This window comes from Rhizobium cauense, from assembly GCF_019511525.1.
Taxonomy (GTDB): Bacteria; Pseudomonadota; Alphaproteobacteria; order Rhizobiales; family Rhizobiaceae; genus Rhizobium; species Rhizobium cauense.
This window is the reverse complement of sequence record NZ_JAEUAT010000029.1, coordinates 1-25,196: the sequence shown is the minus strand read 5'-3', so window position 1 is coordinate 25,196 and position 25,196 is coordinate 1. Positions and strand designations below refer to the sequence as shown.

The window sequence follows — 25,196 nt, the reverse complement described above, 5'->3', positions numbered from 1 at the left end:
CCTGCGACGAAAAGTGTGAGACGAGGCGATCAGAATTTTTCGTGTGTCTCTTCTTCGGGAAGCCCCCGGCCGCAGTCTATCCACTTGAGGCGACTTTCAACGCCGTAATGTCCCTGCGGCAAGACATCTTGAGGTCTGTCAAGCGAGCCAATGGTCAGCCTGATAAGCTCGTCCGCGTCATATTTGAGAAAAAGCGGCGTTCCGCAGTCTTTGCAGAAGCCGCGGGTAGCAATAGGCGACGATCGGTAAGCCCGCGGTTGCTTACTTGTCCATCGCAAAGACTTGGAACTGGCTTGCACCAGCACAGCAAACGGCCCGCCCGTTGCCCGCTTGCACATATCGCAATGGCAGTAACCAGCGCTCGGATTATCGCTGGAAAACTCGAAACGGCACGACCCACAGAGACAGCCGCCAGTCCATGTTTGGAGCGAGACCATGTCTCCTAAACATTGCCCTCGCAAAATGGTTCCCGCGGCGAAAATCGCCCTACGACTTGCAGAAGCTGGACGTACCGGTCGGATCCTGAGGTCGGACCTAAGGATGATTAAAGCGAAAGTTGGGAACCACCCACACCTGGGCGAGTTCCTCCTCACATGTAAGGAGAGAACAATGGCAATAGAAAAGAAACTCGTCGAAGTTACGGTCAAGGCTGACGGTGGCGCGCGCATCCCACTTGGTATTATGAACACACAGCAGGCTATTTCGTTGCCCGACGGACTTCCGGTTGAAGTCTCGCATCCGGACCACGAGCCTGGGACAACCGATGTCTTCATCGACAAAGACGAACTGAAGAGGCAATCGCTTTAAAAAACAACCAAGAGGTGTCTAACGGTCGAACTTGCGTCGCCGTCTCCACACCGTCAGTCATCCACCGCCAGATGGCATGGATCAGAACAAAGCAATGGCGAGCGCAATGATAATCGCAGCAGCGTGACGATGGGTCATACGGTGAAAGATAAAATGCCGACTCCGAGCGCGAACTTCGCCTTTGGATGATCCGTTCAGCGGCCGATCTATCCTTGCTGTCCAGCACGGACCGCCCACTTCCGGTGAGCTTGTGAACTGGTTCCTTCGGGAGTGACGGGTCTCTTGGCTTAGTTCGGAGTGGTCCTGGTGTCAAAGATACTGGCACCGCGGACACTGTCGGTCAGATGCTGAGTATCGCCGGACAATGTCGCTCCAAATATATAGAGCAGGGCGGCCAGAACCACCACGAGCGCGACAACTGATAAATCCATGGCAACAGGAAAGTGTGGGCGTTCGTGTCTGTCGCTCATTATGAAACTCCATGTTTGATCTTAACTTCCAATGCTCGGTTGACCAGACCGTTCCAGTCCCGGGACTTTAGTCTGGGTGAGCTGAGAGCCGAGGAAGAGGTTCGGTGGGATCACAGGGCCGCTTAGCTCCCGTCTCTCACCGTTTTGGAAACTTGATCATGTGTGATGATGCACCCGTCCCTTCAGCGAGGTCGAATTTCGCTGCAGTTCTGGAATGCGACAGACCGGCGCGCCCAGCATGACAGCCACCCAGAACTGGATGTAGAATATTCGATGATGAGCTTTCATCAGTGCTCCCGTCAAAGCTAGCAACGTCATCTCGACACTCGAAAATCCGCATGGCGACCGCATCATTTCAGGGTTTACGTCTATTCAACACCGAAGGACGCGTTGGAACGCCGGCGGCGGATCGTGAGAACAAGCGGTGCTCCAGAGGAGCCAAACCTTCGCGCTACGCCCTCTGGATCGCGTTCATTCTCACCGGGCCCGTCGTCCGACACAAGGTGGTCAATCGCCTGCGGGTACTGAACTGTCTGGGCCCACCCGCACAAACGGAACTTTCCTGTGAACTACAGGTTCAACGTTCTCGTGAAAGGAGCAGACGATGCCGGCGTATTTCTTCCAGATCATTGACCGGGCGGGTGGTCCGACAGAAAGCTCATTTGAGTTTGACAGCGAAGAAGCCGCTATCGAAGAGGCAAGAAGAGCCCTAACGGAAATAGCAGCAGATGGGCTTCCGAAAGGACCGCTCAACATGCTTTCGGTCGAAGTCTTCGATGAGCACAAGCGGCCCTTGCGGGAAATCCGGCTCATTCTCGAGGAAATCGACAAAGCTAAATCCTGACGGCATAATACGCTGCGACAAGCAAACCACCGCTGGCGTTGTGGGGCTCGGTCGCTCTCCTGTAGCGTCGCTTGTTTGAAATCGGCCTGTTTTAACTTCTTCGTAGCGGTCTCGCGGAGGGCCGGTTTCCCGATACCTAGGCACCTGAACTGGACCCAGGTAAAGCTAGGGAGCGATCATTCGCGAAGACGCCTGCGACGGTTCGCAGCCACGGGACAGGCAATCGCGAACTTATGAGCGAGTTGACGGCGCCCGTTCGCTCGGGCCGGAAGTTATCCCTCAAAGATCGGAACAAACGCTGTTCAGGCGGGTTGCTTCTTGATCTGTAAGGGAGTTGTCAAATGGATCACACACATCACACCCGATTGACATCCGATGAACTGACGCCTGCTGTGCTCGAAGGCGCGACGGTTTATGGGTCCGACGACGCCAAGGTTGGTAACGTGGACCATGTACATGGACAGGGCTCGAACGCGACTATCGTTATTGATGTTGGCGGCTTTCTGGGGATTGGTGCAAAACCAGTGTCGGTGCCGGTCAGCGATCTGGATTTCATGAGAGACGAAGCAGGTGAAGTTCATGCTGTTACGGGCTGGACCGAGGATCAGCTGAAGCAAATGCCGGAACATAAGGATCCCTGACCGCTGTGTTGTAAGGCCGGGGCTACTTCCACGGCCTTCCAGAACTCGGTGTTTAGGGAGCGTTGCTATTGGCACTACGCTGACAGCGTTCACAATTAAAATTAGCCCAGAAGCGAGCGCTAATTGATCCCGATCCCTTTTTCAAGCTTGATACGCTATTCACCTTCCTGTTCTGGAAACATTCTCAGCAACTGAGTGACCAGCAATAGCGCGTGGGGGTGGCCAATCCGATAGTAGGCGAGGCGTCCGCTCCGGCGACAACACACCAAGTCGTCGAATCGAAGTTTGGCCAGATGATGAGATATCTGCGCCTGGGGCTTGTCGAGGTTTTGCTCAAGCCATCCCACGGTTTTTTCTCCGTCAAGGAGAACGAAGAGGATCTTTAATCTTAAGGGATGCGCCATCACTTTCAAGAGGGCGCTCACATCAGTGGCGAGCTTCGACACATCAGCTAGTTCAGGCATGGGTTCAATCATGGAACTCTCTTAGCATTGGAACAGCAGTCTAACAGGGTTCGTACGGTCTCAAACGGTCTCGCCTGCGAAAACCATTCTGCCCGTGCTCTCGATTGAGGTGAGCGCGCGCCTGGAACTCTGGCTAGTGTTTAAAGTTGGAGAGGTCCTGAACTCGTATGAAAGGAGCTTCCGATGCAAGATCAGGAAAAGCGCAACCAAGCCCAGCAGGGCGGACAAAAAGGCCAACAGGGAGGCCAAGGCGGCCAACAAGGCGGTGGTCAAGGTGGCCAGCAGGGTGGCGGCGGCCAAGGCGGTCAGCAGGGTGGTGGCGGCCAAGGCGGTCAGCAGGGCGGTGGCGGCCAGGGCGGTCAACAGGGCGGTGGTCAGGGCCAACGCGATCAACGTCGATAAGCTGTCGGAGGAGGCGGGACCGCCCGCCTCCCTCGACCTTTAGGCGAGGATGTTGCCGATTATTCCATACGCGAGTGCGTCCTGAGCATTCAAATAGCAGTTCGCTTGCGCACATTCAAAGAGCTCAGTCATCGACAACCTGCTTTCCTCCAAGAGTTCTTCGAACCCTTGTCTTTCCAGTCGCTGGCCCGTCTCCAGCATAGACAGTTTTTCCCGGACAATCTGGATGCAAGCAGCCATCGGACCCGATAATTCCAGACTTTCGCTGATCCTTCGCTCGTGAATCAGCAGAACAGTGTCTGAAGTTAGATATCGGTTGGCAGTTTTGAAGGATGCTAAAATCGTGAGACCAGCGGAGTAGACAAAGGTCTTTCCAATGCAAAAGGCGCGGCGCCCGGAATGCGTTCTGAAAAGCCTCACTTCTAAGGCAATCCTGCGCGCTACATCGGCGTCGCCTCCGATCGTGTTTATTTCCAGGACGAGATCCTGATTGCCGCATCGCACCTTTACGATTTGCTCAAGGAAGCTGGCGAGCATTTTTTCGTCGATCGGGCCGTTAATCGATATGTTCGGCTCGAACAGGAGGCGCTCTGTGTCAACCGGGCTTTCCTGCACTGGGATGAGATCTGCTTCGCCCACGTCCATTCCTCCATCGCCATCTGAGCTTACTTCCCAACTGCACCATGTTGGGAAAGTTCCGCAGGTTCCCGTAGGCGAACCCTGGAACAAACCAATCGCCCGAAAGTTTGCCAGTCTTACAAAAATCGCTTTGGCGCCATGAGCTCATAGTTTCCGTCACTGCCTGTCTTAGAATTCGAAGCATCGGCTTCCGGGAAACGATGGTTGCCGACTTTGTTGACGATAGAGTGCAACTTGCAGTCCCAAAGTCTGCAGACAAGTGCGCGCCAACCCGCTAACGAGGAGGCATATCGTGAAGGCTCTCACATGGCATGGAAAGCATGACATCCGGTGCGAAAGTGTTCCGGACCCAACAATCGAGGAAGGCCGCGATGCGATAATAAAGGTCACGGCCTGTGCAATATGCGGCTCTGACCTTCACCTCTACAATGGCGTGATGCCCGACATGCATAGCGGCGATGTCATGGGTCACGAGACGATGGGTGAGGTTGTCGAAGTCGGGAAGGACAACAATAGGCTTAAGGTCGGCGACCGAGTTGTTGTACCTTTCACGATCTCGTGCGGAGAGTGCTTCTTTTGCAAGCGAGGGTTCTATTCGGGGTGCGAACGCAGCAATCCTTCGCCGGAAAAAGTCAAGAAGTTGTGGGGGAATTCTCCTGCCGGCCTCTTCGGCTATACCCACTTGCTTGGCGGCTACAGCGGAGGGCAGGCAGAATATCTTCGCATTCCCTATGCTGACATAGGGCCAATCAAGGTGCCGGAGGAACTGACGGACGAGCAAGTCCTCTTCCTATCGGACATATTTCCAACCGGGTATATGGCAGCTGAGTTCTGCAACATTCAGCCAGGCGACACCGTAGCCGTTTGGGGCTGTGGGCCCGTTGGGCAAATGGCAATAAAGTCCGCCTTTATTCTCGGCGCGGAGCGCGTCATTGCGATCGACACTGTGCCAGAGCGGTTGGCACTTGCCGAAAAGTCAGGTGCTTTGACGCTGAATTTCATGGATGAAGACATCTACGACAAGATCATGGACCTCACCAGGGGTCGCGGTGCTGACGCTTGTATCGACGCGGTTGGGACGGAGGCGGATGCTTCCGCGAGCTGGGATTCGCGCATCGACAGGATAAAGGTCGCGACCTTCATGGGGACGGACCGGCCCCACGTGTTAAGGCAGGCCATTCACTGCTGTCGCAACTTCGGAACTGTGTCGATCGTGGGCGTCTATGGAGGCTATCTCGACAAAATACCGATGGGCTCGGCGATCAATCGGGGCCTGACATTCAAGATGGCCCAGACACCGGTCCAACATTATTTGCCACTTCTGATGGAGCGAATTCAAAAGGGCGAAATCGATCCGTCATTTGTCATCACTCATCGAGCTACCCTCGATGACGGGCCGGACCTGTATAAGACATTCCGGGACAAACAAGACGGATGCATCAAGGTCGTTCTCAAGCCTTAAGGAGGAATGAAATGGAAACGACATCCAAAGGCCTCGCCGTGGTGACAGGAGCCTCCTCTGGCATCGGTCTCGAACTCGCAAGGTGCGCAGCGCAAGACGGATACGATCTCATTGTGGTTGCTGATGAAGCTGACATCCAAAGCGCATCAGCCGATCTAGCTGAGCTTGGGACAAAGGTAGAACCCTTGCTGGCAGATCTTTCTACAACCGAGGGAGTCGATAAACTTCTTGAGCATATTGAAGCGGGTGGCCGACCCGTGGACCTGTTGATGGCGAATGCCGGCCAGGGACTTGGCGACGAATTCCTTAAACAGGATTTCTCCAAAGTGCGGAAAGTGGTCGACACCAACATTACCGGGACGATCTACCTCGCCCATCAGGTCGGCAACCTGATGCGTTCGCGCGGTGAGGGGCGTATCCTGTTTACGGGATCGATCGCAGGGTTTATGCCCGGAACCTTTCAAGCCGTATACAATGGAACGAAAGCCTTCATCAATTCCTTCTCCTTCGCACTTCGGGAGGAGCTTAGCGACAGCGGCGTGACCGTGACCTGCCTGATGCCCGGAGCGACGGACACGGAATTCTTTGAACGGGCGGATATGCTCGATACGCCAGTCGGTAGAGGGAAAAAAGACGATCCAGGTTTCGTCGCGAAAGTCGGTTATGACGCCATGTTAAAGGGGGAGGGTGATGTGGTCAGTGGATGGAAGAACAAGTTAATGTCTGCGGCTGCCAACCTGACGCCGGCCGAGATGCTCGCGAAGCAACATCGAAAGATGGCAGAGCCGGGATCTGATGATCAGTAGCACCCGCCGGGCCGATCGGCCTTTGCGATTTTCCTGCGAAGGCGATAATTCACGATGAGCGCGATCGAGACAGGGTGGCGACCAGGATACGTCATGCAAGGAACCGAACGAAACGGCCACTCCGCTGGGCGTGGTGGGCCCGCGCATCCAAACGCAGAAGCTCGGGAAGCCATCAGGGGCGATGCCGCGAGTCCCCGTCGAGGGTCAGCATACTAAACGAACCGCCTCGACGCCCCGATTGGACGCGCCTTTGCCTCTCAAACCGGAAGAAACTGGACCTCAGCATCACTACCGGTTTGTTCCAGGAACCACCATCGCTGACCAGCGTTCGGCCCAAGTGCAGCTTAAATAAGGGGGTTGGCATGAGCGAAAACTGGATTCACCTTTGTATAGACATGCAGCGAATGTTTTCCGAGGACACACCCTGGCACGTGCCATGGATGTCGAGAGTTTCTCCGACCATTGTCGAAATCGCCGATCGATTCCCGGAAAGGACCGTCTTCACCCGCTTCATTCCTCCCACGAATGCTGGCGAGATGACCGGTACTTGGCGTGACTACTATCGGAAATGGGAAGCAATGACGCTCGATCGCCTCGATCGTGAACTTATCGAGCTCATCCCGGACCTACGCCGCTTTTCTCCCCCAGCACGGGTTTTCGACAAGATGACCTATTCACCGTGGGTGGGAGGCAACCTGAATTCGACACTAAGGAACGAGCATGTTGAGACGCTGGTCATCACGGGGGGCGAAACCGACGTCTGTGTGCTTGCGGCTGTTCTCGGTGCCGTGGACCTGGGTTACCGGGTAAAAGTTGTCAAGGACGCGCTGTGCAGTGGTGATGATGACACCCGAGATGCCTCCCTCGAACTTCTTGGAGGGCGGTTTTCGATGCAGGTTGAGATCGTCGACACTGAGACGGTCCTGCGAGACATGGTGGCCGAGTACTTTCGCTGAGAAGTCAGTGAGGAGCTGACCCTAGGGCCGCTTGGACTCGATACCCCGGGAAATCGGTTCGCGCTCGATAAGCCATTCCAGCTGTCCACATGCCGGCGGAATACGAAAAGCGATCGGCGTGGTTGTGTAGAGCCGGCGGAACCTTAGGTCTCCCAAGCGCTTATGGTCAAAGAGCTAAGCAACTAGGAGGATTGTCTTGAATACTGCAAATCTCCAGCTGGAGGGTCTCATCATGGCGGTCGCGGCAATCTCCGACGCTTTGACCGAAAAAGGTCTTCTCAATCATCGTGACGTTGCGGCGGCACTTGGACGGGCTGAGAAAGCGGCGTCGGAGGACCGTCTGCAGGGACTGTCGGAAGCAAATCAAGCCGCTGTGCTTTTTCCGATACGCGTTCTCACATTGGCAAACGAGGCGTCGCAGCGCGGCAGAACGTTCACGTTCGCGGAGTATGCCGAACTGGTCGGCAAGCTAACCTGATGTTCGACAAACTCAAACTGCATAAGATCGACACAGCCGCCGGGCCCATCAGACTCCGCTCTGGAGGAAGCGGACCGCCTGTCCTCCTTCTACACGGACATCCACGCACGCACATGACCTGGGGTAAGGTTGCCGATCTTCTTGCGTCGGCGTTCACAGTCGTGTGTCCAGACGTGCCGGGCTTCGGCAGGTCGTACGTGCCCCCAGATACCACCGACAGCAGTGGCTCTTCCAAAAGGAACAAGGCAGCTTCACTTTTGGAGCTCATGGCGCTGCTCGGGTATGACCGGTTCTACGTCGTTGGACATGATCGTGGTAGCCTGACGGCGTTTCGAATGGCAATGGATCACCCGTTAGCGGTTACGAAGCTCATCACAATAGATGGACTTCCCGTCCTCGAACATCTCGAGCGAGCAGACTGGAAGTTTGCCAATGCCTGGTTCCATTGGTTCTTTTTCGCTCAGCCGGAGAAGCCGGAACGGGCAATTATTGCCGACCCGACGGCGTGGTATGACAAGCTTTCTCCCGAACTCATGGGGCCAGAAGCATACGACGACTTGTTGGACGTAATTCATGATCCACATGTCGTACACGGAATGGTCGAGGACTACCGGGCAGGTATTCGAATCGACTACATACACGACGGTGAGGACCGCGCCGCCGGCCGAAAGATTTGTTGCCCTATGCTGTGCCTCTGGTCCAAACGGGATGATCTTGAAAAGATCTATGGTGATCCCATCGCGATCTGGGAACACTGGGCAGTCAATGTGACAGGGTTCGGTATCGACAGCGGCCATCATGTAGCGGAAGAAAATCCTAGCGCCCTCGCTGTCGCTATTCGGGAGTTTTTGTCCAAGGGCACGGGTTTCTAGGTGGACATGTGGCGAGCCAAGAACCGCTCGAGAAGACGACCAGCGTTAGAATGAACGCGCATGCACCAAGCTCTGTTTCAGGTCACGTCCGTTAGTGTAACGACGGAGGGACCAGTTCTAGATTAAAACTAATGCAAGTTACGCCAAAGCAACACAAGATGACGCACCGGGCTTCCGCGGCAGGGCGACAGGCGCGTTTGAAGCGACCCATCCGGAAATCGATGCTGACCAAGTCTGGCCCCTTAAGCCCGCCCCGGTTTCCGAAGAAACATTAGGAGATAACGTTGCACACGACAGGTCAAAACTTTAATCAACTTCAGCCGCAGGAGCGTCAGGCAATCCCCGAGAGGATTGCCGTCACGCTCGAGCAAACAGCCCGATGGGCGGCGGACGAGGGCGAGACTGCACTCGAGATGGTGATGCACTCCGTCGGGCATGCGCTCACCTCGGTGGCGGAAGATCTCGCCGAAAACGATATCCAACTGGCGGAGGACGTTGCAGTCCGGGCTATCAGTCTTATAACCACCTTCCACTGCCGACATCCGCAATACCCTTTCGGATCGGCACTCCATTGATAAAAGTCTTCATCTACGGGAAATTGAAGGGCGGTTCCCCCTATTCGGAGAAGGGCTTTTTGTTTTGGTCGATGTCGAGACCGTCGACCGTATCTCCTCTACATTGCGGGCTGGTTCTAGACCCGTGATGCTTGATCGAGCCGGCGAGGGAGTCAAGGAACAGCGCCTTCTGTTCTCGATGATCTCGAGGACGTCGGAGAAGAGGGGTGCTTTCGGTAGACGATTGAGGTGGCGCCGGTGGGGGTGATCCTACGACTTCGCTCGGCATCATGAAGTCAGAGCAGTGGCTAGATCCCCTCCAATTTCGATCGCACCAAACGCCGACGCTTCTTTCCGCCGTGGGAGCGGTCGGAGGTCCGGATTCTCGGCGTGATGGGAAGGGGTTTAAACATTTGGCTGTTCAGATACGGAATTGAAAAGGGACCGTGCCACGCCGCAACTAACCCGGACCCACAATGTTTGACGCAGTGTTACCATTCGCACTTGAATGCTCTGTGCCACAAGATGCATACACTGTTCGAATTGCTAGCTTTGCTCTTCTCGCGATCCTCAAGGATAGGTCGATGCCGACCTCACGTGCGGCCTATAGGTGGCTCAAAGCGCCTTGCCGGTCCTCCGGCACGATAAGGGAAGCCCACTGTCTGATCTCGCCTAGGAGCGCGTCAGGTTCCGTGCCATAGATGGTGCAAATGGCGGGATTGACGTACTCAATCGTAAAGGTTTCGGCCTCTCTCACCCACAAACCCGCCGCTGACGCTTTCGCGAATTGCTGGAAACGCTCCTCGCTTGCGCGCGAGGCCGCCTCGGCGCCAGCGCGCTCTGCCGCGGCCCACGTGCGTTCACCGGCCTCGCGGACGATACGGCATCCACCGCACGCTGTTCTTGTTAGTGGTCGGAAAGATCAATACTACCGGAGGAGGGAGGCTCTTTGCATGGGGGTGCGCACTCAACACCCCATCATCCGCTAGGAGGGCAGACTTTACGAGTGCGGGCTTCTTCGAAGGAATCATCGTTTCAAACGCAAGCAGTTGCGCTAAACTCTGCATGTGAAAGTGCCGAGAGATGCAGCAGAGCAAGTTTGACAGCTTTCGATACGGTCTGGCATCGCTTTTGGTGCGACGACCAAATCTGCGCATTTACGCGAGCAAGGCGCGGTGGTGGCCCAACGTCGTCCAGGAATATGGTGAGGCTGTCAGGTGCCGAGACCGGCTGCGGGCCCGAGGCAACAACAAAAACCTCCTGCAATATTACGAGGTGACCTGCGACGAGCTCGAGGACGAGCTGGAGATCTTTCTATCCGGATCGACTGGCCCGTATCAATCCTGAGCTCGCAGGTCTCTCTTGATAGCTTCAGAGCGACTATACGCCCGCGACTAATTCGGCAGCCAAGAAGGGAGCTTGCGCCTCAGTCGCAGTCCCTGCGACCAACCCTCCGCGCAAGCTTCCATAGCGTCGACAAGCGTTTGCCGCTGTGGACTGGCCAATTAGCGGACAGCAAGTTTATAGCGTTCCGAGCCGAAGCGATAGTGTAGACGACCTGCTTTCGTCTGACGAGCAAAATTAAGACTTGCCACCGGATCTTCACAAAACTGCATGCTTCAACTAACAGCCGCCGATGCTTGTACCGCAGTTCCAGCATGAAAAAACCCCGCATCTGCTGGCTGCGGGGTTGGAGACAACGGATGCTTCAAGGGGTTTCGAGTCTCGAAGCGTCTGCTAAACTATCGATGGCGGCGAGAGTTCCCGGCGTAGTAAAGAAACCCCGCCCGGGGGGCGAGCGGGGCTCTTGTCTGCGAGCCGTGAGAGGAGTGTAGGAGAGACCTCGCCGTCTCGCGGCCTTCAAACTTCAATCACTGGATTTCGTTCCGTGATCGACTATGAAAAAACCCCGCAGCGGGGAGCCACGGGGCAACTATCGAGTTAGCGATCGCATCGGGGAAGTTGAATGCGACCGGGCTCCAACATCTAAACCGGCATAAGGTTCCATACGATTTTCAGGATACGCTGCGGACGGCGATTATCCTGCATCGGATGTGGGTCGACAACAGTCCTACGTCGTTGCGGATAGAGGTCCCGTTCAGGGACGAGTGGGCAGGCAACCTCGAGGCGGGGCTGAACGTCAGCTCAGACTGACAGTTCGAAAAAAATTGAGATGCCTATCCATCCGACCCGATCATGAAGCGGCCCGCGCCGACTTCGCAGAGAAGCCAGACTTCTGACGGGAACTCACTGTCAAAGCACGCGCTGAGAGATCGACGAGAACCACCGTAACCAAAGCGATCAGGCTGTGCCCGTAAGCACGGAGAATAGCAAGCTGCGCTTGAAAGATCCGACCCCAAAAGAGAAACCCCGCACAAGAGAGAGCGGGTCAATTTTGGGACCATTGAAAGGGAAACACCGGGGGGGTGCACCCGGGTTTCACGCGAGAAACAATTCTCGTCGGCAACGGCTGGCGAAGAGGTCGGCCATACTGATCCTCCCGACGCCAGGCCCATAGGCATTCGGTTGGTAACTCCCGCCAGCGCCGGTCATCTGCATGCTGCGAGGATGCGCCATGCGGTAAGCGAGTGCATCTTGGACAGCCGCGTTTGTGCCCGTGCATGATGTGAGAGCAGCTAGGCCCGCGACTGCAAGGATCGCCTTGACGCTGTGTTTTTCTAGCGTGTTCACTCTCTGCCCCTCAGGCCGTTGTAGCCGAGCACTCTATCATAATACTCAGTCGACCATCCGCATGGCTTCCCTGCCTTCGGCTTCACGGCACTTGATGCGGTAGTTGATTGAAACGCCGTTGTCGACGGGCGCCGTTCGTATTTGGAAACCTTTGCTGCAGTTCAATGTTAGGGCGCGTCGGACTTCACCCTCTTTCCACTCCTGTGGTGAAGCTTCGACGCCGGGAGCGGGTGGGGCGCTCCCGGCTCGTTTGTTCGTTCTCAAACATAGAAGCGGGCAATTTCGGTTACCACACCTTTCGTAGCGCCACTCGTTCGACCCCTCAACACTGGCGTTAGGCCGGCTTGCAAAGGGCAGTGCTGCAGTGCGTCGGCCGGCTTCGCCCTGAAGCTGTTGTTCGATCACAAAACCCTCATCCTATTCCCGCTGAGAAGTTCAATCACTTTCTGCTCCTGCATATCGTAAAGAGCATCGTCCACCTCTAGTTCCGTGTAGTCTTTTCCGTCACGAGGATAGGGCCGACATCCAGAAGGCTCACTGGCTCGCCTGGGGCTGCGATGCTCTTGGCGGAGTCGAGGATGGCTTGACGAGTTCGGAGTGTCGGGTCGTGCCGCATGAGATGAGGTCAGAGCGAGTAGGCGCCAACACTGTGGAAGAACGCTTATTCAGAATGAAAAAGACATACCGAGGTCTTCGCGTGGCTGAAGCGAAAGCGGAATATGGCGTGCCGGGAACCAGCTGCGATGATCGCTCGCTGGATGAGCGCTCGAATAAGAAGGAAAGTCTCGCGAACGAGATCCGCCCTGAAGCATGACGTTTCTGGGAGGCGGTTAGCCTCTCGCTGCTTCTCCGTTAGTCGGGCTACCTGCAAGAGTCACAGTTCCGCGTCCTCTGGCGAGACATTGAGGCGCATGCTTCCCGCAATCCCCGCTGAGAGTTGTGCCGGGCTTGTCTTTCGGGCATGGCCGGAGCCTTCGCACCGCTGAAAGAAAACTTCCCCGATCGGGCGACGCCCGAGTTGATGGAACTGACGGCACGGCTGGGAAGCATGATGCCGTACCAGCAGGCAGCGGCGGTGCTGGCCGAATTCCTGCCCGTTGAGCCGACAGAAACGCACGCCACTGTGCGTAAGCGGACCATCAGGATCGGTGAGCGGCTCGACGACCAGATTGCCCAGGAAGAACGGCGCGCCTTGCTTGGTTCGGGAGTATCAAGGGTACCGCATCGCGATCTACAGTCCGCTAAGCCACTTCGCCGTCATCAGACCGCCCGGCAGCAATCGGGTCATGAACCTCGGTGAACAGCAGCCGCGCGCAAGTTAAGGCCCTTTCGTCTGCCTCGATCGTGCGAAGATCGTTATCGACAGGCTGGTCACCAAGTCGACGGCCTCAGCTTCCGATCTTATCTGACGCTAATCGTCGATGGGCTTGAAATTGACCAACATCGACTTCAGTTCGACCTCGCGCACTCGCCGTGCGCCTCATCGGGGCTGACCCATGCCAGGATGCGTTGCCCCTTCTCTTTGAAATCCGTCTGAACCTTCGTCACCTTGACCTGGTATATCTCGACCATAACTGGCGCGACATCGCCGCCATCGAGCTCCTTGAGGTAGACGTAGCGGCCGACAGGTGTCTTGTTGGGTCTGCCGCTGACGCCGGCTTCCTCCCAGGCCTCGGTTGCCGCGGCCTGGTGCGGCTTCTTCCCCTTCATCGGCCAGCCCTTGGGAAGCATCCAACGGCTCGTCTCACGCGAGGTGATCACGAGGATCTCGATCTCCGTGCCTTTCCCCTTCAGCCGGAAACATAACGCGCCGTACTGCACCCGGAAAGCTCCGGTGAACAGTTTATCCGGCTTTCGCGCAAGCTGTTTCAGCAGGTCTTGGGATCGGCTCGGACTACACCTACGCGCCGTTTTCTTCGACTTCATGACGATCAAAGCTTGGCGAAATTTCTCGACCAAATCAACGCGCATCGTTCGTCTCAAGAGAGATTATGTTAACCCACGATGAAGCCTGGTGTTGAAGTCCAGTTGAACGCACCTGCTGGCTTTCGGCGCCAACCACAGGCAAAGCAGAAGGCAAAGGCCAAGGAGGGTGTTTATTCCGGGCCAGCAACCATATTCTCAGACAAGGTCGCCGAACCAGCAGCGCGCAACCGTGGTCGAAGGTCCGCTCGTCTGCCTCGATCGTGCGGAGGTTGTTGTCGACGGGCTGGCCACCGAATCGACGGCTTCAGCTCCCGATCTCATCTGACGCAATCGTTTGACGCAATCGTCGGTGGGTTTGCAACTGACTAACTTCCACTTCAGCTCCACCTCGCGAACCCGCCGTGCTGCGGCGACTTCGTCGCCTCTGACGGACGAGCACTGGCTCTTCGACCTGAACCTCAACCTTATAGCGACTATCCGCCTCGATCGCCTTCTCCCAGATATCGAGCGGGCACCGGCGCGGTGGTGCACTTTCATCCCTCAGTCCTGCCACTTCCCGAGGCGACTACCGCCTACACCGCCACTAAGGCCGCGCTCAGGACCTCAATGGACCGACCGACTGATAACGCGATAAGGATAGGCGGCCTTGAACTGCGCCATCATCGCGCTGGCCTGCTGCAGCACACGTTCGGTTTTTTCAGGATTATCACGAGCAAGTTCGTCGGCATTGACACGCATTGCTTCCGCCATGCTGGCGGACATCATTGCGAACTTCCCTTCTCCGTAGACCAGCGCTTCTTTTGAGGCGGTCTCAAGCCACCGGGCAAAGTCGACGATGATCTCTTCGCGTTCATCGATGCCAACACTCTTGATGATTTCAATATTCTCTTCCATCCAGGAGTCACTCCATACACAATCGGCGCCCACACCCGAGTTCAACGCCTCGGCGGTCGATGAGCTAGGAAGCTCAAAAATCAAATTCAAGAGTTTATTGAAGCTTGAACTCGCCCTCGACACGGCGCCATTCGTTCGGACCTATCAGCCGCTGGTGGGAGTAGCGGACGGAGTGGAGAGGCCCGTCGAGGCTGTCTCGCCAGAAGGTCAGGAACTTGTGCATCTCCGGAAAATCAGGTGCGAGATCGTAGTCCTGCCAAATGTAGGTTTGCAGGACGGATTCGAAATCCGGTATCCGGTAGAGGATATGTGCGGTGGTCAGTCCGTAGCCGTTGAGCTGACGCTCGAGATCCGACGAGAATTGCATGCTTCATCTCCGTTTCATGACACTGCGAAGGTGACGTAAAATCTTGCGGCCCTCAATGGTTTTCTGAACTCGCCGTGCCGTTTATTGTTCCTTTCCAGCATGTTAGCAGCCGTTAGCGTTGAGTGCTATTTTTCCTCTGCACCCTCTTGAAATCGAAAAACCTCGAAAATAAATTTTGCCCGCGAACGCTCGATGAGGTTCGCACCCGCCCGGACTGGCCATCCGGCCCGGCTTGGGTCTTCAACGTCATCATTTTTGCTCAACGGAGGAAAACATGTCGTTCCGACCGCTTCATGATCGCATTCTCGTTCGCCGGGTCGAATCCCAGGAAAAGACCAAAGGCGGCATCATCATTCCCGATACCGCGAAAGAAAAGCCTTCCGAGGGTGAGGTCGTCGCTGTCGGTACTGGCGCGCGTAACGAGGCCGGCCAGGTGCAGGCACTCGACATCAAGGCTGGCGATCGCATCCTGTTCGGCAAATGGTCCGGCACGGAGATCAAGATCAACGGTGAAGTTCTGCTGATCATGAAGGAAACCGACGTTCTGGGCATCATCGAGGCTGAGGCCGAGCAGAGACAAGCCGCCTGAATACAAATCAACCCATCAGTCAAATAGCTGCCTATTGAGGAGTTAGAAAAATGGCTGCCAAAGAAGTCAAATTTAACAGCGACGCCCGTGAACGCATGCTGCGTGGGGTCGACGTGCTTGCCAATGCGGTAAAGGTCACGCTCGGTCCGAAGGGCCGCAACGTCGTGATCGATAAGTCCTTCGGCGCGCCGCGCATTACCAAGGATGGCGTCTCCGTTGCGAAGGAAATCGAGCTCGAAGACAAGTTTGAGAACATGGGCGCCCAGATGCTGCGCGAAGTCGCGTCGAAGACCAACGATCTGGCCGGCGACGGTACCACCACCGCGACCGTACTCGCCCAGTCGATCGTCAAGGAAGGTGCCAAGGCGGTAGCTTCCGGAATGAACCCGATGGACCTGAAGCGCGGCATCGATCTTGCCGTCGACGCTGTCGTCAAGGAGCTGAAGACCAACGCCCGCAAAATCACCAGCAATGCCGAAATCGCTCAAGTCGGTACGATCTCGGCGAACGGCGATTCCGAGATCGGCCGTTATCTTGCCGAGGCGATGGAAAAGGTCGGCAACGAAGGTGTTATCACTGTCGAAGAAGCCAAGACCGCCGATACCGAACTCGAAGTCGTTGAAGGCATGCAGTTCGACCGTGGCTACCTTTCGCCCTACTTCGTCACCAATCAGGACAAGATGCGGGGTTGAACTCGACGATCCCTACATCCTGATCCACGAAAAGAAGCTCTCGAATCTTCAGGCGATGCTGCCGGTTCTGGAAGCCGTCGTTCAGTCCGGCAAGCCGCTGCTGATCATCGCCGAAGACGTCGAAGGTGAGGCTCTTGCAACGCTCGTCGTCAACAAGCTGCGTGGCGGCCTGAAGATCGCCGCCGTCAAGGCTCCGGGCTTCGGCGACCGCCGCAAGGCGATGCTGGAAGATATCGCCATCCTGACGGGCGGTACCGTCATCTCCGAAGACCTCGGCATCAAGCTTGAGAATGTAACGCTCAACATGCTCGGTCGAGCCAAGAAGGTGGCGATCGAGAAGGAAAACACCACGATCATCGACGGGGTGGGTTCCAAGGCAGAGATTGACGGTCGTGTCGCCCAGATCCGCGCCCAGATCGAGGAGACCAACTCCAACTATGATCGCGAAAAACTGCAGGAACGGCTCGCCAAGCTTGCCGGCGGTGTTGCTGTTATTCGAGTCGGCGGTTCGACGGAAGTCGAGGTCAAAGAGAAGAAGGACCGCGTCGACGATGCGCTGCATGCGACCCGCGCTGCCGTCGAGGAAGGCATTCTGCCGGGCGGTGGCGTTGCGCTGCTTCGTGCCGTGAAGGCACTCGACAATCTCCAGACGGGCAATCAAGACCAGAAGGTCGGCATCGAGATCGTCCGGCGCGCGATTGAAGCGCCTGCTCGCCAGATTGCCGAAAACGCTGGAGCCGAGGGCTCTGTCGTCGTCGGCAAGCTTCGCGAAAAGGTTGACTTCTCCTTCGGGTGGAATGCGCAGACCGGCGAGTATGGCGATCTCTATGCTCAGGGGGTCATCGACCCGGCAAAGGTCGTGCGCACCGCGCTGCAGGACGCCGCCTCCGTTGCCGGCCTGCTGGTGACGACCGAAGCCATGATCGCTGAGAAGTCCAAGAAGGAAATAGCTCCGGCAATGCCCGCAGGCGCCGGCATGGAGTACTAAGCGGTCACCGTGGCTCGTCCCGCCGCATGGGACGAGCCTTTACCGAGAAAGGTGAAACACATGATTCAAGCAAGGATTAAGCACTCACCCGAGCCACTCTACTCACACGACCTTGCGGTCTGCCAGAAAGTCTTCGACGAAATTCAATCGAGCGCCGGGTTCGTCAAGAAGTCGGAAGAAGCTGATCGCATAGCTACCATCCTCATGGAACTGTACCGGCAAGGCGTCCACGACCCCGATCACCTCAAAACGATGGTTCGGCGGCGCGAGGGCTCTTCGAAAACGGCCCGCTCCAAGCGGCTTGAACATATAGTGCAACGACATCCATAGATTCGATATCAGTGGAGCCAGACGATGAGAAAGGAAAACATAAACTCCTCTGTCCCAAAGGAAGCCGCAGTGGCGATCAGCGCTGCGCATCTGCTTCATCCGGCGACGCAGTTCAGTCATCCCCGCGATGTGCTTCACGCCGAACATATCAGCAAAGACGAGAAGCGAGCCATTCTCGCTTCATGGGCCTCCGACGTCTTTGCTGTCGAGTCCATTCCAGCCCTTCGACTTCATCCCGGCACGGATAAAGCCGTGTCCTATGACGACATCATCGACGTTTTGAAGATCCTGGATGAGGACGGTGAAGCAAGCGGCGAAGCATGTCAGCTTGCTCCGCGGTCCCCAGACGGCACCGCCGCAATCCCCGAACGCGCCGATTTGGCGGGGTCGGCCTGTGCAGTTATTCGAAAGGAGAAAGTCGCCGACGACCATTGGAGATATAACCACTTTGCACCTGTCGCGTGCCTCTGGAGGACGCGAACCTGATTTTTGCCGTCGACTCTTTGCTGAATTGAGGAGGTTTTGCCGATGAAGATCGCTCAGATCGCACCGCTCGCCGAAAGCGTTCCGCCCAAGCTTTATGGTGGAACCGAGCGCATTGTTTCCTATCTCACCGACGCACTCGTCGCCCAAGGCCACGACGTCACGCTTTTTGCCAGCGGAGATTCCATCACTGCGGCGAAGCTCGTGCCGTGCTCAGATGTGGCGCTCCGTCTTAATCCTGCCGTCAAAGATCACCTGCCGCATCAGGTTGTGATGCTGGAGGAAATTCGCCGGCGGGCGCACGAATTCGATGTCCTACACTTCCACATCGATCTCCTGCATTTCCCGTTGATCCGGGAGTTTTCCGACCGGACGGTCACGACGCTGCACGGCCGCCTGGACCTGCCGGACCTCAAGCCCTTTTACTCGGCCTTTCCCGATATCCCGCTGGTGTCGATCTCCAATGATCAGCGCCGCCCAATGCCGCCGGCCAACTGGTCGGGGACGGTATATCATGGCCTCCCTCTCGACCTGCTGCCGTTCACGGAAAAGCCCAAGGCCAACTACCTCGCGTTCCTCGGGCGAATATCGCCGGAGAAACGGCCCGACCGGGCGATCGAAATCGCTGCGAAAGTTGGCATGCCCCTAAAGATGGCCGCAAAAATCGACGATGCGGACAAGGCCTATTGGGATACGGTGATCGAGCCGATGGTCAGGAACCATCCGAACGTCGAATTCATCGGCGAGATCAGCGAGCCCCAGAAAGCCGACTTCCTCGGCAATGCCGGCGCCCTGCTCTTTCCGATCGACTGGCCGGAGCCCTTCGGACTTGTCATGATCGAAGCAATGGCCTGTGGCACGCCGGTAATCGCGTTCGGATGCGGCTCCGTGCCGGAGGTCATCGACAACGGTATCTCTGGAATCCTCGTCGACAGCGTGGTCGACGCGGCCGAGAACGTCGAATGGGCGCTCAAGATGGATCGAAAGAAAGTTCGCGCCACATTCGAGGCACGTTTCAGCGCCGAGCGGATGGCACGGGACTATCTAGACATCTACCGCAATCTTCCCGGCGTGCGCACCAAGGCCGCCCCGCTGCGCCGTGCCAACGGTCAGGACTTCGATCTTCAGATCGTGGCATAATCCGGAGGCCATGAGGATGTCGATCGATTCTGTACACGACGGTTCCGCGCCTGCAGGCGGCCACGCACCGATGGCGCAATTTTTCATCCCCGCGACCGCGTCGCTGCAGGAGCGGCGGCCACGCACCCTGAAGCACGGCGACACGTTCGCCGTCTTCGATCATAATGGTGACGCACTTTCCGGGCCTGGCAGCCCGGAAGGCATTTTCCATCGGGACACGCGGTACCTCTCGCATCTGCATCTGACGATCAATGGCAAGCGCCCGATGCTTCTGTCGTCGACGCTGCGCGACGACAACGCGACGCTGACCTGCGATCTCACGAATCCTGACCTCTTCGATGAAAAGGGGAAGCTCACCCTTGAGCATGATCTCATTCATATGCGCAGGACACGCTTTCTGTGGAATGCCGGTTGTTACGAGCGCCTGGCCGTTAGAAACTACGACGAGCGACGACAACGAGTGCGCATCGAAATTTCGTTCGGGGCGGACTTCGCCGATCTGTTCGAGGTTCGCGGAACCGTCAGGGCGAGGAAGGGCCGCCTTCTTCCGTCCGTGATGGAACAAAACCGCGTTTTCCTCTCCTATATCGGCCTCGACGATCAGAAGCGCGTCACACAGTTGTCCTTCGATCCGCGCCCAGATGAACTTGGGAGCGGCCATGTCATTTATGATCTTGATCTGGCGCCACATGAAACGCGGTCGCTGTTCATCCAGATCTGCTGCGACCAGGCCAAAGACCGGCCTCTCGGCTACCAGTCTTTTTTCCTGGGCCTGCGGGATGCGCGCCGTGCATTGCGCTCCTCTTCCTCGCGCGCAACATCGATCGTCACGTCCAACGAGATCTTCAACGAAGCGGCATGGCGCAGCCTCTCTGACCTTTATATGCTGATGACCGACAAGCCCGAAGGCCCGTACCCGTACGCTGGCATTCCCTGGTTTAGCACCGTTTTCGGACGTGATGCGCTGATCACCGCACTCGAAACGCTGTGGCTCGATCCACAGATCGCACGCGGTGTCGTTTGCCATCTGGCGACAAACCAGGCGACGGAAGTCGATCCGGCTGCAGATGCCGAACCTGGAAAGATCCTTCACGAAGTGCGCTGTGGCGAAATGGCTGAACTGGGCGAAGTGCCTTTCCGCCGCTATTACGGCAGCATCGATTCCACGCCGTTGTTCGTACTGCTGGCAGGCGAGTACCTGAAGCGAACAGGCGACCTTGCTACGATCAACCATCTTCTGCCGAATATCGAGGCAGCGCTCACCTGGATCGACGAGCACGGCGATCGCGACGGTGATGGTTTCGTCGAATACGGGCGGTTGACGGAAGAAGGGCTGATCAATCAGGCCTGGAAAGACAGCCACGACTCCGTCTTTCACGCCGATGGTACACTCGCCAAAGGCCCGATCGCCATTGCTGAGGTTCAGGCCTATGTTTATGGCGCCTGGCACGCAGCTGCCGAGATCTTCCGCCGGCTCGGCAGACCTGAACGCGCGGCAAAGTTCCTGGCACGGGCGGAAGGCCTGCGGCGTGCCTTCGATACGAGTTTCTTCGACGAGGAACTCGGCACTTTCGTGCTGGCGCTCGACGGGAACAAGCGGCCTTGCAGGGTCCGCTCTTCAAATGCCGGCCACGCTCTGTTCGCGGGTATAGCCTATCCGGAGCGGGCCACCCAGGTTGCCAAGACTTTGATGAGTGCCTCGTCCTTTTGCGGCTGGGGCATACGCACCATCGCGTCTACCGAGGCACGCTACAACCCGATGAGCTATCACAATGGCTCTGTCTGGCCGCATGACAATGCAATGATCGCTAGCGGCCTCGCCCGCTATGGCTACCGAGCTGAAACGGCGAGAATTTTTGAAGGGCTCTTTGCGTCTTCGACATATATTGACCTGCGCCGTCTTCCCGAACTCTTCTGTGGCTTGCCACGCCAGCGGGCTCAGGGGCCAACCTTCTACCCCGTCGCCTGCTCTCCACAGGCGTGGGCGGCTGCAGCCCCCCTCCTTCTGCTGCAATCCTGTCTCGGCCTTGACTTCGAGCCGAATGCTCAGATCATCAGCTTCAACGAGCCGCAACTCCCCTCTTTTGTGGATGAGGTGATCCTACGACACCTGCAGGTCGGAAACGGCTCGGCGGACGTCGCAATTCGCCGCTCAGGACGTAGTGTCGTGGTCGACGTCTTCAATCGCCGGGGCGAGGCTCGCGTGTTGACCAGCGCATAAGCGAGACGCCGTCAGGCGACGCCTTGCCTAGTCCGACTCCTCCTCGTCTGAAACCAGTAGGTCGATCAACAAGGCGGTTCTGCCAGTCGGCAGAGGCCGCCGTTCACTCATCAAGGCTTCGTCGCTGTTGACCCATGCGAAGGCTTCCGCCAGTTCAATGTGGCTGGCGCCAGTCGCCACGACATCTGCTATCAAAGTTTCGTCGACAGGTCCGAGGATGGCGATGACGTCTTCGGAGGTCATTGTCATACCCATTGCTCCTTTTGTTTGCCTGACCGGAATCTGGTGGCCCAAATAGAAAAATCAATTTTTTCACAGGGCAAATTTAAAGCTCTTGAATCGACAAGCCACTGAATTATATCACTATTGTCGATCGCCCAATGGGGATCGACAAGTCCAGGAGGCGCCATGTGCTCTTGGCGTCTCCTTGAATCCATGTTGCTTACAAGGAGGATATGGCTATGAGGACAAACCTCGATTTCTCCCCCCTTTTCCGGTCGAGTATCGGCTTCGACAGAATGCTGAATGTGCTCGAGGCTGCAAGCCGCGTCGAAACGATCGACAACTGGCCCCCATACGACATCGTCAAGTCCGGTGAGGACGCGTATCGCATTGCCATGGCAGTGGCGGGCTTCGCGCAGGACGGATTAACGATCACGCAGGAGCAGAACATGCTTTTCGTATCCGGCCAGAAGGCAAGTGCGGACGATGTTCAGTATCTTCATCGCGGAATCGCGGGGCGCTCGTTCCAACGCCGGTTCGAACTTGCCGACCACGTCAAGGTCGTCGGTGCTGGCCTCGTCAACGGTCTGCTGACCATCGATCTGAAGCGGGAAATCCCCGAAGAGATGAAACCGCGCCAGATCGCGATCAGCGCCGGCGAGGCGCTGCCCATGACAGAGACCAAGCAGATCGAAGCAAACAAGCAAGCGGCTTAAGCCTTCCACGGCGCGCCAATACGCCACAAGGCCCCGGGCGACGCCCGGTGCCAAATGGGAAGCTTTGCCGAATTCACAAGATAAGGAGAAGGAACATGAGTGTTCGTGATTTGATTCCCTGGGGCCGAAGCAATGGCAATCAGTTTCCAGGTCTTCCGCGCGATGATGACCGTGATCCCTTCCTGTCGCTGCATCGCGAGGTAAACCGCCTGTTCGACGACGTCTTCCGCGGCTTCGGCTCCGGTCTGCCGTCGTTCACTAGCACTTCGGTCCTCGGTTCCAGCTGGCCGAGCGTCGAGATGTCCGACACCGACAAGGAGATCAGGATCACGGCGGAAGTCCCCGGCCTGGAAGAGAAGGACATAGAGATCCTGCTGAATGACGGCGTGCTAACGCTGAAGGGCGAGAAGCGCTCGGAGACCGAAGACAAGGATCGCCAGTTTACTGAGCGCTCCTATGGCCGCTTTGAACGCCGTATTCCTCTCGGCGTCGAAATCAGGGAAGATGAGGTCGATGCGCGCTTCCGAAACGGCGTACTGACCGTAACCTTGCCCAAGGACGAGAAGGCGCAATCACAGGTCAAACGCATCGCCATCAAACATTAGGGAAAGAAGCCGGAGGACGTCCTCCGGCTTTTTTCTGCGTCTGTATGTTCGAAAGAAGGAGGGACTATGTCCGCTTTCATAAGGCTCATCAGGCCATTGATCATTGTCTTCACCGTCTCCCTGCTCATTGGCGGCGTTCCAGCCCAAGCGCAGTTCGTGTCCGGGGTCGGCGGCAGCGTACCGACGCTTGCGCCGATTCTGGAAAAGGTCACGCCGGCAGTCATCAACATCTCGGTTGTCTCACAGGCGCCCGAAGAGGATAACCCGCTCTACAGTGACCCCTATTTCCGCCGCTACTTCAACCTCCCGGATAAGCCTCAGGTGGAACCTCGTCTGAGCGCCGGATCGGGAGTCATTGTCGATGCGACACGAGGCTACGTGTTGACGAACCATCATGTCGTCGCCAATGCTCGTAAGATCCTCGTGACGCTCAAGGATGGAAGGCGGCTGGACGCGAAGCTTGTTGGCTCCGACAAGGGTACCGACATCGCAGTGCTCCAGATACCGGCCCGCAATCTGACCGCGTTGCCTTTTGGAGACTCGGACGCATTGCGCGTTGGCGATTATGTTGTGGCAATCGGCAATCCGTTTGGACTTGGGCAGACTGTTACATCGGGCATCGTCAGCGCACTTGGCCGAAGCGGTCTTAGCCGCGAAGGTTATGAAGATTTTATCCAGACGGACGCTTCGATTAATCCAGGTAACTCGGGCGGCGCGTTGGTAACTTTTGACGGGAAACTTGCAGGGATCAACTCTGCGATCCTCAGCCCCGCTGGCGGCAACATTGGTATCGGCTTCGCCGTACCGAGCAAGGTCGCAAGACTGGTGATGACCCAGCTGATCCAACATGGCGAGGTCGTTCGCGGCAAGCTGGGCGTTGCGATCCAAGATATTGATGCCGATATGGCAGCTTCGCTTGGGCTGGACGAACCGGGCGGAGCGCTAATCGCGGCGGTAGAACAGGGATCTTCGGCCGCTGGAGCGGGTTTGAAACCGGGCGACGTGGTGGCAGCGGTCGATGGTCGGCCGGTTCATGGCGCTGCTGATCTGCGCAATCGCATAGGTTTGACGCCTGTCGGTTCGCAGATCGAGCTGACGGTCAGGAGCAGTGGCTCTGAGAGCGCACGGTTAAGGCACGCGTTAGCGGATCGTAGGATCCGCTAACGCTCGCTTATCTTTCTGTGCAGGACACCGCGAAGGGGATCATGGCCATTCGGAACATGTTAGACTGAGCTCCGTACAGCGCCCGGCGATAGCGCGAGGGGGCCGCGTAACCGTGATCCGGTTAAACGCTTCAAGATTTTGAAGTCGGCGACGGGGCGGGATGGCCCCAGGCGGAGTGGCGACTCGCCGCTAACCCCTTCCACTTCGGCGACCAAAACGGGATCAAGCCGGGCGTCAGCGCTGCTCCTAGGGGGGCTATTTCACGATCTTTGGACTTCGAATTTCCCTTCTCAGAATCCATTGGGATCTCCTCCTGAGCCTCAACGTGCAGGAGCGTCGAAGGTTCGGACGCCTTAGAGATTCTGATCCCGAGCGCAGGCGGCAGAATTCCGGCTGGAAAATCCTGGTAGCAGACAGGTCGCAGGAAGCGGTAGATGGCGAGCGTGCCAACCGAAGTGGATTTGCCATCTGCGGTGGCCGGGTAGGGGCCGCCGGGGCCCATTGCGGGAGAAAGTTCGACCACGGTTCCGAAGCCGTTTACAAGGAGGCGGCCAGCGAGCATCTCCAGTTTTGGGCCTCCTCGCTGGCGCTTAGCTCGTACCGGGTCTCCCTCTGACCGCTAGCGACAAGAATCCCGCGGGCGCAAAGCTAGGTCGCGTCCCCATAAAAGGGTTTCGCTTTAGTCACGATGATGATTCAATGTCCTTGGAAGGAGATTGATATGCGCCGTCATGAACTTAGCGATGAAGAGTGGGCGATCATCGCACCACTTT

26 protein-coding genes and 5 pseudogenes are annotated in these 25,196 nt (G+C 57.0%); 19 read left to right on the top strand and 12 right to left on the bottom strand.

Features of this window, described 5'->3' with window-relative positions; genetic code table 11:
• Window positions 1-29: 29 nt before the first annotated feature.
• Window positions 30-437 carry a GFA family protein gene (locus tag JNB88_RS31305; RefSeq protein ID WP_262928103.1) on the bottom strand — a complete coding sequence of 136 codons (408 nt, stop codon included), beginning with the start codon at window positions 435-437 and terminating at the stop codon, window positions 30-32.
• Between the two features lie 172 nt (window positions 438-609).
• Between JNB88_RS31305 and JNB88_RS31300 the strand changes: the two genes are divergently transcribed.
• Window positions 610-807: a hypothetical protein gene (locus JNB88_RS31300; RefSeq protein WP_220358861.1), complete on the top strand. Its 198-nt coding sequence runs from the start codon at window positions 610-612 to the stop codon at window positions 805-807.
• Between the two features lie 287 nt (window positions 808-1,094).
• Here JNB88_RS31300 and JNB88_RS31295 read toward each other — a convergent pair whose 3' ends face one another.
• Both JNB88_RS31295 and JNB88_RS34260 read right to left on the bottom strand, forming a co-directional pair.
• Window positions 1,095-1,277 (bottom strand): hypothetical protein, encoded by a 183-nt coding sequence (locus JNB88_RS31295; RefSeq protein WP_220358860.1) that lies wholly within the window; start codon window positions 1,275-1,277, stop codon window positions 1,095-1,097.
• Between the two features lie 156 nt (window positions 1,278-1,433).
• Window positions 1,434-1,565 carry a hypothetical protein gene (locus JNB88_RS34260; RefSeq protein WP_262928104.1) on the bottom strand — a complete coding sequence of 44 codons (132 nt, stop codon included), beginning with the start codon at window positions 1,563-1,565 and terminating at the stop codon, window positions 1,434-1,436.
• Window positions 1,566-1,881: 316 nt separating this feature from the next.
• Between JNB88_RS34260 and JNB88_RS31290 the strand changes: the two genes are divergently transcribed.
• Both JNB88_RS31290 and JNB88_RS31285 read left to right on the top strand, forming a co-directional pair.
• Window positions 1,882-2,121, top strand: coding sequence for a DUF6894 family protein (locus JNB88_RS31290; RefSeq protein WP_220358859.1), 240 nt, complete (start codon window positions 1,882-1,884; stop codon window positions 2,119-2,121).
• A 341-nt stretch (window positions 2,122-2,462) separates the two neighbouring features.
• Window positions 2,463-2,762 carry a PRC-barrel domain-containing protein gene (locus JNB88_RS31285; RefSeq protein ID WP_220358858.1) on the top strand — a complete coding sequence of 100 codons (300 nt, stop codon included), beginning with the start codon at window positions 2,463-2,465 and terminating at the stop codon, window positions 2,760-2,762.
• A gap of 155 nt (window positions 2,763-2,917) precedes the next feature.
• Here the strand turns inward: JNB88_RS31285 and JNB88_RS31280 are convergent, their stop codons facing one another.
• Window positions 2,918-3,238 (bottom strand): ArsR/SmtB family transcription factor, encoded by a 321-nt coding sequence (locus tag JNB88_RS31280; RefSeq protein WP_220358857.1) that lies wholly within the window; start codon window positions 3,236-3,238, stop codon window positions 2,918-2,920.
• An 82-nt stretch (window positions 3,239-3,320) separates the two neighbouring features.
• Between JNB88_RS31280 and JNB88_RS31275 the strand changes: the two genes are divergently transcribed.
• Window positions 3,321-3,671 carry a hypothetical protein gene (locus JNB88_RS31275; protein WP_220358856.1) on the top strand — a complete coding sequence of 117 codons (351 nt, stop codon included), beginning with the start codon at window positions 3,321-3,323 and terminating at the stop codon, window positions 3,669-3,671.
• On the opposite strand, the gene JNB88_RS31270 is transcribed toward JNB88_RS31275, so the two are convergent.
• Window positions 3,668-4,267 carry an ATP-dependent Clp protease proteolytic subunit gene (locus JNB88_RS31270; RefSeq protein WP_220358855.1) on the bottom strand — a complete coding sequence of 200 codons (600 nt, stop codon included), beginning with the start codon at window positions 4,265-4,267 and terminating at the stop codon, window positions 3,668-3,670. The genes JNB88_RS31275 and JNB88_RS31270 overlap by 4 nt on opposite strands.
• Before the next feature lie 292 nt (window positions 4,268-4,559).
• Here JNB88_RS31270 and JNB88_RS31265 point away from each other — a divergent pair, with 292 nt between their 5' ends.
• From JNB88_RS31265 to JNB88_RS31240, 6 genes are all read left to right on the top strand, one after another.
• Window positions 4,560-5,729 (top strand): zinc-dependent alcohol dehydrogenase, encoded by a 1,170-nt coding sequence (locus JNB88_RS31265; RefSeq protein ID WP_220358854.1) that lies wholly within the window; start codon window positions 4,560-4,562, stop codon window positions 5,727-5,729.
• Window positions 5,730-5,740: 11 nt separating this feature from the next.
• Entirely contained in the window at window positions 5,741-6,535 is a 795-nt protein-coding gene (locus tag JNB88_RS31260) for an SDR family NAD(P)-dependent oxidoreductase (protein WP_220358853.1), read from the top strand.
• A gap of 362 nt (window positions 6,536-6,897) precedes the next feature.
• Window positions 6,898-7,491, top strand: coding sequence for a cysteine hydrolase family protein (locus tag JNB88_RS31255; protein ID WP_220358852.1), 594 nt, complete (start codon window positions 6,898-6,900; stop codon window positions 7,489-7,491).
• A gap of 196 nt (window positions 7,492-7,687) precedes the next feature.
• On the top strand, window positions 7,688-7,969 hold the full coding sequence (locus JNB88_RS31250; RefSeq protein WP_220358851.1) for a hypothetical protein: 282 nt from the start codon (window positions 7,688-7,690) through the stop codon (window positions 7,967-7,969).
• Window positions 7,969-8,841, top strand: a complete 873-nt coding sequence (locus JNB88_RS31245) for an alpha/beta fold hydrolase (protein WP_220358850.1) — start codon at window positions 7,969-7,971, stop codon at window positions 8,839-8,841. Before JNB88_RS31250 ends, JNB88_RS31245 begins: the two co-directional genes overlap by 1 nt.
• A 284-nt stretch (window positions 8,842-9,125) precedes the next feature.
• Window positions 9,126-9,416 (top strand): hypothetical protein, encoded by a 291-nt coding sequence (locus tag JNB88_RS31240; protein ID WP_220358849.1) that lies wholly within the window; start codon window positions 9,126-9,128, stop codon window positions 9,414-9,416.
• A gap of 583 nt (window positions 9,417-9,999) precedes the next feature.
• Here the strand turns inward: JNB88_RS31240 and JNB88_RS34740 are convergent.
• Entirely contained in the window at window positions 10,000-10,275 is a 276-nt protein-coding gene (locus tag JNB88_RS34740) for a PAS domain-containing protein (RefSeq protein ID WP_220358889.1), read from the bottom strand.
• A 2,772-nt stretch (window positions 10,276-13,047) separates the two neighbouring features.
• Here JNB88_RS34740 and JNB88_RS34735 point away from each other — a divergent pair.
• Entirely contained in the window at window positions 13,048-13,386 is a 339-nt protein-coding gene (locus JNB88_RS34735; RefSeq protein ID WP_220358848.1) for a hypothetical protein, read from the top strand.
• A 111-nt stretch (window positions 13,387-13,497) separates the two neighbouring features.
• On the opposite strand, the pseudogene JNB88_RS31225 reads toward JNB88_RS34735, so the two are convergent.
• The 3 genes and pseudogenes from JNB88_RS31225 to JNB88_RS31215 form a co-directional block, all read right to left on the bottom strand.
• Window positions 13,498-14,012, bottom strand: a pseudogene (locus tag JNB88_RS31225) (NUDIX hydrolase).
• A 603-nt stretch (window positions 14,013-14,615) separates the two neighbouring features.
• A complete protein-coding gene (locus JNB88_RS31220) occupies window positions 14,616-14,906 on the bottom strand; it encodes a hypothetical protein (RefSeq protein ID WP_220358847.1) in 291 nt (96 codons plus the stop codon).
• A 94-nt stretch (window positions 14,907-15,000) separates the two neighbouring features.
• A complete protein-coding gene (locus tag JNB88_RS31215) occupies window positions 15,001-15,273 on the bottom strand; it encodes an usg protein (protein WP_220358846.1) in 273 nt (90 codons plus the stop codon).
• Between the two features lie 274 nt (window positions 15,274-15,547).
• On the opposite strand from JNB88_RS31215, the gene JNB88_RS31210 reads away from it, so the two are divergent.
• A complete protein-coding gene (locus JNB88_RS31210) occupies window positions 15,548-15,862 on the top strand; it encodes a co-chaperone GroES (RefSeq protein ID WP_220358845.1) in 315 nt (104 codons plus the stop codon).
• 50 nt (window positions 15,863-15,912) lie between these two features.
• A pseudogene (gene groL, locus JNB88_RS31205) lies at window positions 15,913-17,542 on the top strand (chaperonin GroEL).
• A 102-nt stretch (window positions 17,543-17,644) separates the two neighbouring features.
• Here the strand turns inward: groL and JNB88_RS34730 are convergent.
• Complete coding sequence (locus tag JNB88_RS34730; RefSeq protein ID WP_220358844.1) at window positions 17,645-17,866, bottom strand: hypothetical protein; 222 nt, start codon at window positions 17,864-17,866, stop codon at window positions 17,645-17,647.
• A gap of 30 nt (window positions 17,867-17,896) precedes the next feature.
• Here JNB88_RS34730 and JNB88_RS31195 point away from each other — a divergent pair.
• The 3 genes and pseudogenes from JNB88_RS31195 to JNB88_RS31185 all read left to right on the top strand — a co-directional run bounded on the left by JNB88_RS31195 (window position 17,897) and on the right by JNB88_RS31185 (window position 21,716).
• Window positions 17,897-18,315, top strand: a pseudogene (locus JNB88_RS31195) (hypothetical protein).
• An 85-nt stretch (window positions 18,316-18,400) separates the two neighbouring features.
• Complete coding sequence (locus tag JNB88_RS31190; RefSeq protein ID WP_220358843.1) at window positions 18,401-19,495, top strand: glycosyltransferase family 4 protein; 1,095 nt, start codon at window positions 18,401-18,403, stop codon at window positions 19,493-19,495.
• A gap of 16 nt (window positions 19,496-19,511) precedes the next feature.
• Window positions 19,512-21,716 (top strand): amylo-alpha-1,6-glucosidase, encoded by a 2,205-nt coding sequence (locus tag JNB88_RS31185; protein ID WP_220358842.1) that lies wholly within the window; start codon window positions 19,512-19,514, stop codon window positions 21,714-21,716.
• A gap of 27 nt (window positions 21,717-21,743) precedes the next feature.
• On the opposite strand, the gene JNB88_RS31180 is transcribed toward JNB88_RS31185, so the two are convergent.
• Complete coding sequence (locus JNB88_RS31180) at window positions 21,744-21,965, bottom strand: hypothetical protein (protein WP_220358841.1); 222 nt, start codon at window positions 21,963-21,965, stop codon at window positions 21,744-21,746.
• Window positions 21,966-22,177: 212 nt separating this feature from the next.
• On the opposite strand from JNB88_RS31180, the gene JNB88_RS31175 reads away from it, so the two are divergent.
• From JNB88_RS31175 to JNB88_RS31165, 3 genes and pseudogenes are all read left to right on the top strand, one after another.
• Window positions 22,178-22,654, top strand: coding sequence for an Hsp20 family protein (locus JNB88_RS31175; protein WP_220358840.1), 477 nt, complete (start codon window positions 22,178-22,180; stop codon window positions 22,652-22,654).
• Between the two features lie 95 nt (window positions 22,655-22,749).
• Window positions 22,750-23,259: an Hsp20/alpha crystallin family protein gene (locus JNB88_RS31170; RefSeq protein ID WP_220358839.1), complete on the top strand. Its 510-nt coding sequence runs from the start codon at window positions 22,750-22,752 to the stop codon at window positions 23,257-23,259.
• Window positions 23,260-23,325: 66 nt separating this feature from the next.
• A pseudogene (locus JNB88_RS31165) lies at window positions 23,326-24,378 on the top strand (trypsin-like peptidase domain-containing protein); the annotation flags it as partial.
• 415 nt (window positions 24,379-24,793) lie between these two features.
• Here the strand turns inward: JNB88_RS31165 and JNB88_RS33980 are convergent.
• Window positions 24,794-24,997: pseudogene (locus JNB88_RS33980) on the bottom strand (aldehyde dehydrogenase (NADP(+))); the annotation flags it as partial.
• Window positions 24,998-25,196 lie beyond the last annotated feature (199 nt).

Bases quoted from the DNA above. Each gene is read 5' to 3' on its own strand.
- JNB88_RS31260 (WP_220358853.1), top strand. From the start codon at position 5,741: ATGGAAACGACATCCAAAGGCCTCGCCGTGGTGACAGGAGCCTCCTCT.
- JNB88_RS31290 (WP_220358859.1), top strand. From the start codon at position 1,882: ATGCCGGCGTATTTCTTCCAGATCATTGACCGGGCGGGTGGTCCGACA.
- JNB88_RS31175 (WP_220358840.1), top strand. From the start codon at position 22,178: ATGAGGACAAACCTCGATTTCTCCCCCCTTTTCCGGTCGAGTATCGGC.
- JNB88_RS34735 (WP_220358848.1), top strand. From the start codon at position 13,048: ATGGCCGGAGCCTTCGCACCGCTGAAAGAAAACTTCCCCGATCGGGCG.
- JNB88_RS31190 (WP_220358843.1), top strand. From the start codon at position 18,401: ATGAAGATCGCTCAGATCGCACCGCTCGCCGAAAGCGTTCCGCCCAAG.
- JNB88_RS31285 (WP_220358858.1), top strand. From the start codon at position 2,463: ATGGATCACACACATCACACCCGATTGACATCCGATGAACTGACGCCT.
- JNB88_RS31305 (WP_262928103.1), bottom strand. From the start codon at position 437: ATGGTCTCGCTCCAAACATGGACTGGCGGCTGTCTCTGTGGGTCGTGC.
- JNB88_RS31295 (WP_220358860.1), bottom strand. From the start codon at position 1,277: ATGAGCGACAGACACGAACGCCCACACTTTCCTGTTGCCATGGATTTA.
- JNB88_RS31255 (WP_220358852.1), top strand. From the start codon at position 6,898: ATGAGCGAAAACTGGATTCACCTTTGTATAGACATGCAGCGAATGTTT.
- JNB88_RS34730 (WP_220358844.1), bottom strand. From the start codon at position 17,866: ATGTCGTTGCACTATATGTTCAAGCCGCTTGGAGCGGGCCGTTTTCGA.
- JNB88_RS31185 (WP_220358842.1), top strand. From the start codon at position 19,512: ATGTCGATCGATTCTGTACACGACGGTTCCGCGCCTGCAGGCGGCCAC.
- JNB88_RS34260 (WP_262928104.1), bottom strand. From the start codon at position 1,565: ATGAAAGCTCATCATCGAATATTCTACATCCAGTTCTGGGTGGCTGTC.
- JNB88_RS31220 (WP_220358847.1), bottom strand. From the start codon at position 14,906: ATGGAAGAGAATATTGAAATCATCAAGAGTGTTGGCATCGATGAACGC.
- JNB88_RS31245 (WP_220358850.1), top strand. From the start codon at position 7,969: ATGTTCGACAAACTCAAACTGCATAAGATCGACACAGCCGCCGGGCCC.
- JNB88_RS31170 (WP_220358839.1), top strand. From the start codon at position 22,750: ATGAGTGTTCGTGATTTGATTCCCTGGGGCCGAAGCAATGGCAATCAG.
- JNB88_RS31300 (WP_220358861.1), top strand. From the start codon at position 610: ATGGCAATAGAAAAGAAACTCGTCGAAGTTACGGTCAAGGCTGACGGT.
- JNB88_RS31215 (WP_220358846.1), bottom strand. From the start codon at position 15,273: ATGCAATTCTCGTCGGATCTCGAGCGTCAGCTCAACGGCTACGGACTG.
- JNB88_RS31180 (WP_220358841.1), bottom strand. From the start codon at position 21,965: ATGACAATGACCTCCGAAGACGTCATCGCCATCCTCGGACCTGTCGAC.
- JNB88_RS31210 (WP_220358845.1), top strand. From the start codon at position 15,548: ATGTCGTTCCGACCGCTTCATGATCGCATTCTCGTTCGCCGGGTCGAA.
- JNB88_RS31280 (WP_220358857.1), bottom strand. From the start codon at position 3,238: ATGATTGAACCCATGCCTGAACTAGCTGATGTGTCGAAGCTCGCCACT.